The 13,423-nt window shown below is 67.1% G+C and carries 2 protein-coding genes (1 of these 2 cut by a window edge); both read right to left on the reverse strand.

Annotated features, from left to right (window positions below; translation table 11 throughout):
- Positions 1 to 11,424 (reverse strand): amino acid adenylation domain-containing protein, encoded by an 11,424-nt coding sequence (locus ACQKPZ_RS02230; RefSeq protein ID WP_427535284.1) that lies wholly within the window; start codon positions 11,422 to 11,424, stop codon positions 1 to 3.
- Positions 11,421 to 13,423 carry the 3' portion of a non-ribosomal peptide synthase/polyketide synthase gene (locus tag ACQKPZ_RS02235; protein ID WP_427535285.1) on the reverse strand. Its footprint extends 20,569 nt past the window's final position, so only the last 2,003 of its 22,572 coding nucleotides appear in the window; its start codon lies beyond the right edge, outside the window; it ends in the stop codon at positions 11,421 to 11,423. Before ACQKPZ_RS02235 ends, ACQKPZ_RS02230 begins: the two co-directional genes overlap by 4 nt.

A 13,423-nucleotide genomic window follows, 5' to 3' on the forward strand; every position in this document is an offset into this window, starting at 1 on the left:
TCATTGGCTAACCTTTCCGTGCTGCACTGCCTGGCTGTCATGCCACCAGGCTGCCAGGCTGAATACATCCGGCACTTTCAAAATGCTGAAGTGGTCGCCCGGACCCTGCCACAGCGCCAGTTGCGGCATCAGTTGCTGCCAGCCCTCCTGCATCGCCGCATGCTCGCGGGCATTGCCCAGGGCATCCAGTTGCGGGTCATCCACCAATACCAGGCCCACCGGCCCGGTGTAGGTCAGTGTCGGCCGGTAAACCGTGCGCAGTGCCGTGGCAAAGGTGCGCACGGTGCCATCCAGCACCCGTGGCGTGGAGCGTGCGGGCAACAGCCCGTTGCGCACCATGCCCGCGTGCAGTTGCTGCAACTGTTGGTCATCTGTCGCCAGGGCGAAAGCGGCCGGGTCGATACCCAAGGCCTTGCCCGTGGCCAGTTGCAGCGCGTCGACCAGCCGCAGCAAGGCCTCGCCGAAGGTGTACGGCTGGCCACAGGTGCTGCCGGTACCCGGTGCCTCGCTGTCGATCAGGGTCAACGAACGTACCAGCCGGCCCTTGGCTTCGAACCTGGCGGCAATGGCATGCGCCACCCAGCCACCAAACGAATGCCCGACCAGGTTCAGCGGGCCGTGCGGGTACAGCGCTTCGATCGCCTGCACATGGCAGTCGGCTGCGGCTTCCACCGTGCCGTGTGGCACGCTGCCACCGTCCAGGCCGCGGGCTTGCAGGCCATGCAACGGCCATTCCGGCCCCAGCGCTTCGGCAAGGCCAATGAAGCTGGTGACGCTGTCCCCTGCCCCCGGTACACAGAACAGCGGCGCATGGCCGTGTTGCCCGGTCTGGATGGCAACGTGCCCGGCATAGCCCGGCGTTGCCGCAACCGGGCACCTGGCAAGCGCCTGGGTCAAGGCCTGCGCCAAGGTTGCCACGTGCGGCGCCTGCATCAGGCTGCGGTGGTCACCCGGCACGCCCACGATCAGCAGCGGCTGGGTCGGCAGTGCCTCGCGCCAACCAAGCGTCGACAGGCTGTCACTGCCCTGCTCGGCGCGGAACAGGTGCACCGGTATGTTCAAGCTGGCCGGGCGGTAATGCGCCAGGGCATGGCCGTGGGCCAGTTCACGGCTGAAGTAATGCAGCAGTTGCGCATCGCTCATGTTCGCCCACAAGCCATAGAGCAGACCGTGCTCGCGGCAGCTGGCCAGCAAACCGGCAAAGTCCCCCTGCGCAGCTTCCAGCTGCTGCAAGTGCGCGACTTTGCCGGCAGCCTCCGGCCCCTGCGTGCGCCAGAACGTCGTGCAGTTGAGCAACAGTTGTCGTTCCAGCGCATGGGGCCCCGACCAGCGCGCCTTGCCCTGGTCGGCCAGGCGGGGCACATAGCTGTCGATCAGCCCGAGGAATTCGACCGCCTCGTCCGCCCCCAACAACTGGTTGGCCATTTCGAACGCCACGACCCCGCCGAATGACCAGCCTGCCAGGCGGTATGGTCCCTGCGGCTGGACCTTGCGCATCTGCTCGACCTGATAGCGTGCCAGGCACTCCAGGGTGCGCGGCTGCGGCTGGCCGGCCGGTACACCGGGCAACCCGTAGATGGCGAAGTCGCCGCCCATTTGCTGGCCCAGCACCGGGAAGTAGAAATCCAGCCCGGTGAACTCGTGCACCAGGAACAGCGGCGTCTGTGCCGAACCCGGGCGTACCGTGACCACCCCCTGCGCTTCCCGGGTGCTATCGGCAAGCCGGGCTGCCAGCCGCGCAACGCTGGGCTGCTGGAACACGTCGTTGAGCGCTGCCTGCAAGCCTGCCTTGTTGAGCCGGTCGACCAGGCGAATGGCCGCCAGGGAATGGCCACCGAGCTCGAAGAAGTTGTCATGGCGCCCTACCCGCTCAACGTCCAGCAGTTCCGTCCAGATGGCTGCGAGCAGGCCTTCGGTAGCGCCCTGCGGCGCTTCGAACGGTCGGTCGTGTAGCGCACCGGGTTCTGGCAGCGCCTTGCGGTCGAGCTTGCCGTTCGGGCTCAACGGCAGCGTGTCCAGGTGTACGAACAACGCAGGCACCATGAACGCGGGCAAGTGGCTCAGCAACGCTGCGCGCAACGCCTCCAGCGTATGCTGCTGGCCGGTGTAGTAGGCCAGCAATTGCTGTTCGCGGGCGATCACCACCGCCTCGTTGACCCCTGCGATGCCGGTGAGGCACGCCTGGATCTCGCCCAGTTCGATGCGCAGGCCGTGGAGCTTGACCTGGTCGTCGTTGCGGCCGAGGTACTCGATGTTGCCGTCGGCCAGGTGGCGGGCCAGGTCGCCGGTGCGGTACAGGCGTGCGCCGGGTACGAACGGGTCGTCGATGAAGCGCTCGGCGGTGAGCTCGGCGCGGTTCAGGTAGCCGCGGGCGACCTGCACGCCGCCGATGTACAGCTCGCCGGCAACGCCCTGCGGGACCGGTTGTTGCTGGTTGTCGAGGATGTACAGGGTGGTGTTGGCGATGGGTTTGCCGATGGGGGTGCTGTCGGGGGCGGTTGTGCAGTGCCAGGCGCTGACGTCGACGGCGGCTTCGGTTGGGCCGTAGAGGTTGTGCAGTTCGACGGTTGGCAACTGGTCGTGGAAGCGCCGTACCAGATTCCCCGGCAACGCTTCGCCTGAACAGATCACGCGGACCATTTTCGCAAACGGTACATTTTCCGGTGTGTACGCCGTCCCTGTGGGAGCGGGCGAGCCCGCGAAGAACCCAACACGGTGTATGGCACCGGCTTCGCCGGTGTTCGCGGGCGCGCCCGCTCCCACAGGGATCGCGGTGGGGCCGGAGGAGAGGAATACATCCAGCATTGACGGGACGAAATGCAGGGTGGTGATGTGTTCGCGGGCAATCACTTCGCGCAGGTACTCGGGGTCGCGGTGCCCGCCTGGGCGCGCCATGACCAGCCTGGCGCCAGTCTGCAATGGCCAGAGGAACTCCCACACCGACACGTCAAAGCTGAACGGGGTCTTTTGCAGCACCACATCATCGGCACCCAAGCCGTAGGCGTCCTGCATCCACAGCAAGCGGTTGACCACCCCGGCATGCTCGTTCATCACGCCTTTGGGCAAGCCGGTGGACCCTGAGGTGTAGATCACGTAGGCCAGATGCCGCGGGCTCAACCCCGCCACAAGCGGATTGCTGCCTGGCAGATCGCCCCAGACCGGTTGGTCCAGATCAACCAGCAGGCCGGCTTCCGGCACATGCCGGGTAGCCATATGCACCAGCACCGCGACTGGCGCGCTGTCGCTCAGCATGTGCCGTACACGTTCCGCCGGGTAATCCGGGTCGACCGGCACATAAGCGCCTCCGGCCTTGAGGATGGCCAACAACCCAACCACCATCGACAGCCCGCGTTCGACGCAGATCGCTACCCGATCATCCGGTTTAACGCCCAAGCCGATCAGATGATGCGCCAGGCGGTTGGCCTGTTCGTTGAGCTGACGGTAACTCAGTTCGCCCTCTTCAGCCCGCACCGCCACGGCATCCGGCGTGCGCACAACCTGCGCTTCAATCATGCCGTGCAGCGTCTGCTCAAGGTTGTAGTCAACCGCCGTATCGTTGAAATCGAGCAGCAAGCGCTTGCGTTCATGCGCATCGGGCAGCGCGGTATGCGCCGGAACAGCCCGGTCGCCGCTCGCAAAAGCCCACAGTACTTGCTCGAAGTAGCCGGCAAAGCGCTCGATGGTCGCCCGTTCGAACAGCGCTGTGGCATAGACGATGCCACCGGCAAAACCCTCGTCGCGCTCGCCCAGGCTCAGGCTCAGGTCGAACTTGGCGATGTTGGCCGGGCCGCCCAGTGCAGTCACCGCCAGGTCCGCCAGTTGCAGCGCCTGGTGCCCAGGGTTGCCGTCCCAGTCCAGCGACACCTGGTACAGCGGTGTATGCGCCAGGCTGCGCCGTGGGCGCAGCAGCTCGACCACCTGCTCGAACGGCAGGTCCTGGTGGGCCTGCCCCGCCAGCACCACCGCCTTGGCCCGGGCCAGCAACGTTGCCACATCCGGTGCACCCGACACATCCAGGCGCAGTGCCAGGGAGTTGACGAACATGCCGATCAGCCCGTCTACCTCGACCTGCTGGCGGTTGGCGACCGGTGAGCCGATGACCACCTCGTCCTGGCCGGCCAAGCGAGCCAGCAGCACCGCCCAGGCAGCCATGAACAGCATGTACGGGGTAGCGCCATGGCGCCGGCACACCGCCTTGAGTTCGCCGCTCAAGCGGGGGTCCAGGCGCAGTGCGACACTGTCGCCTGCGTACTGCTGGCGCTCCGGCCGCGGCCGGTCCCAGGGCAGGCTCAGCAGTGCCGGTGCGTCGCGCAGTTGTGCGGCCCAGTAGTCAGCCTGCTGTTGCAAGGCCGCGCCACTCAACCAGCGCCGTTGCCACAGGGCGTAGTCGAGGTACTGCACCGGCAAGGCGGGCAGCGGGTCAGGCTGGTGGGTGCTGAAGGCCTGGTAGAGTTCACCCAGCTCCCTGACCAGCACGCCCAGCGACCAACCGTCGGCAACCAGGTGGTGCAAGGTCAGCAACAGCATGTGGTGGTCCTCGGCCAGTTGCAGCACCCGCCCGCGTATCGGCAGGTCGCGGGCCAAGGCAAAGGCCTGGCCGGCTTCTTCACGCAGCAATGCGTCCAGCGCCGGCTGCTCCAGCCCCGGGCAGCCCTGCCAAGCCAGGCTGAACCCGCGGCTGTCAGGTGCCAGTTGCACATGCGGCTCGCCGTCCTGCTCGACAAACTGGCTGCGCAGGCTTTCGTGCCGTTCGATCAGCCGGCGTAGCGCCTGCTCCAGCGCCGCACGTTGCAGCGGGCCTTGCAGGCGCAAGGCGATGGGGATGTGATAGGCCGCGCTGGCCTCCTGCAACTGGGCCAGGAACCATAAGCGTTGCTGGGCGAACGACAGCGGCAGCCGGCCTTCGCGTGGCATGGGCGTGATGGCTGGCAACGCCTGGCCCTCGCGCACCAGGCAAGCGGCGACGGCGGCCAGGGTGTCGTCGGCGAACAGGTCGGTCAGGGCCAGCTCATGGCCCAGGCGTTGGCGCACCTGCGCCAGCATGCGCATGGCCAGCAGCGAATGGCCGCCCAGTTCGAAGAAGCGGTCGTGGCGGCCGATCGGCTGTACGTCGAGCAACTCCGCCCACAGCGCCGCCAAGGCCTGCTCGCGCTCGCCTTCGGGGGCCTCGAACGCGGCCACGGCAAAGTCCTGCGCGCTTGGTGCCGGCAGGGCCTGGCGATCGATCTTGCCGTTGGGGTTCAGCGGCATCCGTGCCAGCGCAACGAAGGCCGATGGCACCATGTACTCCGGCAACCGGCCGCGCAGGTAGCTGCGCAGCTGCAAGGCATCCAGCGTAGCGTCCTGGCGGGTGTACCAGGCCACCAGGCGCAAGGGCCCAGTTTCATCGGCAACGGCCATCACCAGCACTTCGCCAATACCCGGAGCCTGGGCAAGTTGCTGCTCGATCTCGCCCAGTTCCATGCGGAAGCCGCGGATCTTCACCTGGTCGTCATTGCGCCCCAGGCACTCCAGCTGGCCATCGCCGCGCCAGCGCACCAGGTCGCCCGTGCGGTACAGCCGAGCACCGGGCTGGTTGCTGAAGGGGTCGTCGATGAAGCGCTGAGCCGTCAGTTCGGCACGGTTCAGGTAGCCCAGGGCCACGCCATCGCCGCCAATGTACAGTTCCCCGACCACACCCTGCGGTACCAGCCGTTGCCAGGCATCCAGCACATACACCTGGGTATTGCCGATAGGCCGGCCAATGGGTACCTGGGCGGCGTCGTCTGCCAGGTCGCGCACCTCGCAGGTAACCGCGAAGGTGGTGGTTTCGGTTGGCCCGTAGCCGTTCAGCAAACGCAACCCCGGTGCCTGTTGCAGCAAGGCCCGGAAGGCTGCCGGTTCGGCACGCTCGCCACCGCTGATCAGCACGCGCAGCGTGGCCAGTGCTTCGGGTACCAGTTGCACGTACTGGTTGAACAGCGCGGTGGTCAGGAACAGCACGCTGAGCCCCTCCTCCACCAGCGCCGCGGCAAAGCGCGGTGGATCGATCAGCGTGGCGTGGTCGATCACGCGCACCTGGCCACCGTTGAGCAGTGCGCCCCAGACTTCGAAGGTACTGGCGTCGAATGCAGGGTTGGAAACAAACCCGACCCGGTCGCTGTCCAGCAGCTCGGCATAGCCGTTGTTCAACACCAGGCGCGCGATTCCCCGGTGCGGCACGCACACGCCCTTGGGCTTGCCGGTCGTACCGGAGGTGTACATCACATAGGCGGCGCTGGCGGCATCCTGCGCCAATGCCGGGTTGTGCCCGGGTTGGCGGTCGAGCGCCAGGCCATCGAGCTCGATGCGCTGCGCCGGCAGGTCAGCCGCAACCTCGCTGGAGGTCAGCAACAGCGCCGCTTGGCAGTCCTCGAGCATGAACGCCTGGCGCTCGGCGGGGGCATGGATATCCAGCGGCACATAGGTGGCGGCGCACTTCAGCACGGCCAGTTGCGCCACCAGCAGCGTTAGCGACCGTGGCAGCAGGATGGCCACGTTGGCGCCCGGCAGTACGCCGTTGGCGATCAGGTAATGAGCCAGGCGGTTGGCGCGCTCGTTCAGCTCGCCATAGCACAGTGCCTGCTCGCCCTGCACCGCCGCCAGGGCCAACGGGTGACGGGTGACGCGCTGCTCGAACAGGCGGTGCACGGCCGCGTCTCGCGGATACGGGTACCGGGTGGCGTTGCAGGTGTGTAGCAAGGCCTGACGCTCTATTGCATCGACCAGTTCCACCTGTGCCAGCACCTGCTGGGCGTCATCCGCCATCGCCCACAACAGGCGCTCGAAATACCCCATGTAACGCTGCACGGTCACGGGGTCAAACAGCGCCGTGGCGTAGTCGAGGCTGCCGACCAGGGTGTCGCCACGTTCGCCCAGGTTGAGCGTGAGGTCGAACTTGGCCACTGTCGCGGCCTGGGCCACGGCCTCCAGCTGCAAGCCCTGCAAGTGCAACGCCGCGCCCTCGGTCGCCTGCCAGTTCAGGGAAGTCTGGAACAGCGGTGTATGCCCAAGGCTGCGTGTCGGGCGGAGCATTTCCACCACGTGCTCGAACGGCAGGTCCTGGTGGGCCTGGGCTTCCAGCACTCGGCTGCGCACCTGCTGTAGCAGCGCTTGGCCGGTGGGCGCCGCACTGCTGTCAATGCGCATCGCCAGGGTGTTGACGAACAGCCCGGCCAGCGGCTCCAGCTCGGCCCGGCCGCGCCCCGCCACCGGACAACCGACCACCACCTCCGGCTGGCCTGCCAGGCGGCCGAGCAAGGCCGCCCAGGCAGCGAGCACGGTCATGTACAGCGTTACCCCGTGGCGCTGGGCCAAGGTCCGCAATGCGGCCGTCAGGCGCGGTTCAAGCTGCAGCGCCAGGCTGGCACCGGCAAAGTCCTGGCGCTCCGGACGTTGACGGTCAGCAGGCAGCTTGAGCAGCTCAGGTGCACCTTCCAGCATTTGTTGCCAGTAGGTCGCCTGGCGTTGCAACTGGTCACCGGCCAGCCAGCGGCGCTGCCACACGGCGTAGTCGCCGTACTGGATGGCCAGCGGCGGCAGCGGGTCATCACTGCCGTTGCACAAGGCTGCGTATTGGGCGCTCAGCTCGTGGGTCAGCACGCCCAGCGACCAGCCGTCGGCAACGATATGGTGAACAGTCAGGGCCAGCACATGCTGTTGCGCCCCCAGGCGCAGCAGGTTGGCCCGCAGCAGCGGCCCGTGGGCCAGGTCGAACGGTGCCGCGGCAAAATCGCGCAGGCGGCCCGGCACGGCCTCGGCGGCTGCGTCTTCACAGTGGAACCAGTCGGCGCCGGGGATCGCGGCAATCACCACCTCGGCGCTGTCATCGCGCGGGATGAAGCGGCTGCGCAAGGTCTGGTGGCGCTCGATGATGCGCAGCAGCGCGCCTTCCAGCGCAGCGGCATCCAGCGGCCCGCGCAGCCCCAGGGCCAACGGCACGTTGTAGGCCTGGTTCCCGCCTTCCATCTGCGCCAGGAACCACAGCCGCTGCTGGGCGAACGACATCGGCAAGGCCTGCTCGTGCGCGACCGGCATAATCTGCGGCAGCTCGCTGCGCCCGGCAGTGGCGAGCACCTGGGCAACGGCAGCGAGCTGCGGGTTGGCAAACAGCTGCGCCAGGCTCAGCTCCACGCCCAGGCGCAGGCGCACCTGCGACACCATGCGCATGGCCAGCAGTGAGTGGCCGCCCAACGCGAAGAAATGGTCACTGCGCCCTACCCGCTCGACCTGCAACAGTTCCGCCCAGAGCTGCGCGAGAGCTTGCTCCAGCTCGCTTTCCGGCGCCTCGTAGGCCTGCTCGAACAGTGCTGTACGCCCAGGCCTTGGCAGCGCCCGGCGGTCGAGCTTGCCGTTGGCCGTGAGCGGCAGTGCCGGCAGCTCGACGAAAGCTACCGGCACCATGTACTCCGGCAAATGCGCCTGCATCTGCGTGCGCAGGCCTTCCGGGGTAAGTGGCTGAACGTCGGCCTTGGCCGTGAAGTAGGCCACCAGTTGCGGCTGCCCGGGCTGGTCCTCACGCGCGATCACCACCGCTTCGTCGATACCGGCCAGGGTCGCCAGGCGGCTTTCGATTTCGCCCAGTTCGATCCGCACGCCACGGATCTTCACCTGATCGTCGTTGCGGCCCAGGTAATCAAGCGTGCCATCGGCCAGCCAGCGCACCAGGTCACCGCTACGGTACATGCGCCCGGCCGCCACGAACGGGTCGTCGAGGAAGCGTTCGGCCGTCAGCTGCGGGCGGTTCAGGTAGCCACGGGCAACCCCGGCGCCGCCGATGTATAGCTCGCCGGGCACGCCCAGCGGCACCGGTTGCAGGTGCGCATCGAGTACATACAGCCGCGCGTTGTCCACCGGCTTGCCGATATGCAGCACACTCCCCGCCTGCAACGCCCCGGAGCTGGCCACCACGGTGGTTTCGGTCGGCCCGTAGTTGTTGACCACGGCAAAGCGCTGGGTGCGGTTGAACTGGCGCAGGCGGTCGCCACCGATCAGCAGGGTGCGCAAGGTCGGGTGTTCCAGTTGGTGGTTGAAGGCATATTCAGCCACCGGGGTGGGGAGGAAGCTCACGTCCAGCGGCTGTGCCTGCCACCAGGCGAGCATGGCGTCGAGGTCGTCGTGGCCCTCGGTCGCGGGGGCCAGGTGCAGCGTGGCCCCGGCGCACAAGGCCGGCCATACCTCCCAGGCCATGGCGTCGAAGCCAAAGCCGGCCAGGCTCGAGGTGTGCCGGCCCTGGCACAGGTCGAAGGCACGGCAGTGCCAGTCGACCAGGTTGTTGACGCTGCGGTGTTCGACCATCACGCCTTTGGGCTGGCCGGTCGAACCCGAGGTGTAGATCACATAGGCCAGGTGGTGCGCGGCAAGCCCTTGAACGGTCGGGTTGCCGTCGGCTGCCGGCCAGCTCGGCTGATCCAGCAACAGCAGGGGTACGTCAACATGCGCAAGGCGATGGCGCAGCGCCTGTTGCGTCAGCACCACCACCGGGCTGCTGTCTTCCAGCAGGTAGCCAACGCGCTCGTCCGGGTGCGCCGGGTCCACCGGTACATAGCCGGCGCCGGCCTTGAGCACGGCCAGCAAGCCCACCAGCGTTTCCAGGCCGCGCCGGGCCACCACCGCAACCCGCTCGTCCGGGCGCACGCCAAGCGCAATCAAGTGATGGGCCAAGGCATTGGCCTGCTGGTTTAGGGCGGCATAGCTCAGCTGCGCGCCGTCACTGGTCGCGGCAATGGCTTGCGGGACGCTGGCGGCTTGCTGCTCGAAACGCTGGTGCAGGGTAAGGTGCTGCTCGTAGCTGGCAGCGCAGGTGTTGAAGCCTTCCAGCAGTTCTTCGCGCTCAGCGGCGGGGAGCATGCCCAGCCGGTTCACGGCCACTTGCGGGGTTTGCAGCAGGCTGTGCAGGGCCTGTTGCAGGTAGGCGCAGACCCGCTGGGCCGGCACTTCGGCGCTGGCCAGCAGGGTCAGGCGGAAGGCCTCGCCGAGGTCGTCCACGCTCAAGGTCAGCGGGTAGTTGGTGGCCTCGGCCGACTCGACAATGTCGATGCCGGCCAACGCGGCCCGACGTGGTTGGGCACTGCCCGGCGCGCTGTGGCGGTAGTTGAGCAAGGCATTGAACAGCGGCGCTGGCGCAGCCACGCCACTGCAACGCTGGGCCAGGGCCAGTGGCGCATGTTCATGGCGCATCAGTGCGCTCAGGCGCTGATGGGTGGCGCGTACGGCGCTAGCCAGGTCGGCGCCGCCCAGGTCCACCCGCAGTGGCAAGGTGTTGATGAAGATGCCCAGCGCCCGGTCAGTGGCTTCTGCGCCCAGCAGGCGGCCCATCAGCACGGTGCCGAATACCACCTGCTCACGCCCGGTCAGGCCGCCCAGCACCCGGCCCCAAGCCAGGTGAAACAGGCTGGCGACACTCACCCCCAGGCTGCGGGCCTGGGCACGCAGCCCTTGGCACAGGGCCGGTGGCAGCTCGAGTTGGTGCTCGTTGTGTGCCGGGCCTGCGCCCTGTACGTCCTGCAGCCCGTAGGCCAGGGTGGCTTCGTCGATATCGCCGAGCATGTCGCGGAAGAACGCTTCGTGCCCGGCTTCGCTGATACCCAGCACCGCTTGTGCCACGTAGTTGCGAAACGGCACCGGTGTGCCCAGCTGCGCCTGCTCGCCACTGAGGAAGGCAATCAGCTCGTGGCGCACCACATCCAGCGCGCTGTGGTCCATGGCGATATGGTGGAACTGCAAGATGGCGGCGAGGCTGCCGTCGGCCTGCGGCGCTTCACGCAGCAGGCGCATCAGCGGCGCCTGGGTCAGGTCGAGCCATTCGCGCCCCGGGGCATCGGCAGGCAGGCTCAGTACCGCCAGCTCGGCGTGGCGCCATACCACCTGCACCGGCGCTTCCAGCCCCTGCCAGTGCACCGAGGTGCGCAGGATGTCGTGGCGGGCGATTACCCCGCGCAAAGCGTCGGCGAACGCCAACAGACGCGCCTCGCTGGCGAACACGAAGCGCGCCTGCATCACGTAGGGGTCATGGTCGGTGGCACTGGCGTGGTGGAACAGCATGCCTTGCTGCAACGGCGCCAGTGGGTAGATGTCCTGCACATTGGCCGCACCGCCGGGGATTGCGCCGACGATGCTGTCCAGGCTGGCCTGGTCGAGCGTGACCAGGTTGAGCATGGGCGGGGTGATGTGCGTGCAGCCTTCCGGGATCAGGTTGCCCGGCACCTGCACCGCGCCCTGCTTCACCGCCACGTATTCGCCACGCTCGATCATGCCGACCAGGGTGGGCTTGTGCGCCCGCAGTTGCGCCACCAGGGTGGTGTCGGTCAGTGCCTGGCGGTTGCCCTGGACCACCAGCTGGCCATCCTTGAGTGCCAGTTGCACATTGTGCGCGGTCAGTGTTGCCAGTAATTGGTTGATGCTCACAGGACGATCTCCATGCTGTCTGTGATGGCTGCGTAGCCGGCCAGGGTCGGTTGGTCGAACAGGGCGCGCACATCGGCCTCCAGGCCTTGCTCACGCAGCCGCGACGTCAGTGTCACTGCCAGCAGCGAGTGGCCGCCCAGTTCGAAGAAGTTATCGTGGCGCCCTACCCGCTCCACGCCCAGCAGCTCGCACCACAGTGCAGCCAGCAGGGTTTCGGTTTCGCCTTCGGGGGCGGCATAAGGGCGCTCCTCGATGGCACCGGGTGCAGGCAAGGCCTTGCGGTCGAGCTTGCCGTTGGGGCTCAGCGGCAGTGCTTCGAGGTGCATGAACTGCGCCGGGACCATGAATTCCGGCAGGTGCGCGAGCAGCGACGTGCGCAGGGTTTCGAGGGTTAGCGCCTGGCCGGTGTAATAAGCGATCAGGCGTTGGTCGTGAGCGAGCACCACGGCCTCCTTGATACCGTCGATGGCAGTGAGGCCGGCCTGTATTTCGCCCAGTTCGATGCGCAGGCCACGCAGTTTGACCTGGTCGTCGTTGCGGCCCAGGTACTCGATGTTGCCGTCGGCCAGGTGGCGGGCCAGGTCGCCGGTGCGGTACAGGCGTGCGCCGGGTACGAACGGGTCGTCGATGAAGCGCTCGGCGGTGAGCTCGGCGCGGTTCAGGTAGCCGCGGGCGACCTGCACGCCGCCGATGTACAGCTCGCCGGCAACGCCCTGCGGGACCGGTTGTTGCTGGTCGTCGAGGATGTACAGGGTGGTGTTGGCGATGGGTTTGCCGATGGGGGTGTTGTCGGGGGCGGTTGTGCAGTGCCAGGCGCTGACGTCGACGGCGGCCTCGGTTGGGCCGTAGAGGTTGTGCAGTTCGACGGTTGGCAATTGTGCGTGGAAGCGCCGTACCAGATTCCCCGGCAATGCTTCGCCCGAACAGATCACGCGGACCAATCGTGGGATCGGTGCATTGTCCGGGGCACACGCCGACCCTGTGGGAGCGGGCGCGCCCGCGAACACCGGCGAAGCCGGTGCCATGCACCGTGTTGGATTCTTCGCGGGCGCGCCCGCTCCCACAGGAATTGCAGTGGGGCCAGATGAGAGGAACACATCCAGCATTGACGGGACGAAATGCAGGGTGGTGATGTGTTCGCGGGCAATCACTTCACGCAGGTACTCGGGGTCGCGGTGCCCGCCTGGGCGCGCCATGACCAGCCTGGCGCCGGTCTGCAATGGCCAGAGGAACTCCCACACCGACACGTCAAAGCTGAACGGGGTCTTTTGCAGCACCACGTCATCAGCATCCAGGCCGTAGGCGTCCTGCATCCACAGCAACCGGTTGACCACCCCGGCATGCTCGTTCATCACGCCTTTCGGCAAACCGGTGGAGCCCGAGGTGTAGATCACGTAGGCCAGGTGTCGCGGGGTCAGTTCATCCACGGTCGGGTTGCTGGCAGCCAGGTCGCCCCAGTTCGGGTGATCAAGATCAATCCGCAGGCCGGCTTCCGGTACTTGCCGGGTAGCCGCATGCACCAGCACCGCCACTGGCGCGCTGTCGCTCAGCATGTGCCGTACCCGCTCTGCCGGGTAATCCGGGTCGACCGGCACATAAGCGCCACCCGCCTTGAGGATGGCCAGCAACCCAACCACCATCGACAGCCCGCGTTCGACGCAGATCGCTACCCGATCATCCGGTTTAACGCCCAACCCGATCAGATGATGCGCCAGGCGGTTGGCCTGTTCGTTGAGCTGACGGTAAGTGAGTTCGCCCTCTTCAGCCCGCACCGCCACGGCATCCGGCGTGCGCACAACCTGCGCTTCAATCATGCCGTGCAGGGTCTGCTCAAGGTTGTAGTCAACCGCCGTGTCGTTGAACGCCACCAGCACGCGCTGGCGCTCCTCGGCCGGCAATACGGGCAGGCACTGCAACGGCAGCTCCGGCTCATGCTCCAGGGCTTCGACCATGCCTTGCAACACCTGGTCCATCTGCCCGCAAATGCGCGCCGCACCCA

It is taken from the genome of Pseudomonas sp. NPDC089547, assembly GCF_050280665.1.
GTDB lineage: Bacteria > Pseudomonadota > Gammaproteobacteria > Pseudomonadales > Pseudomonadaceae > Aquipseudomonas.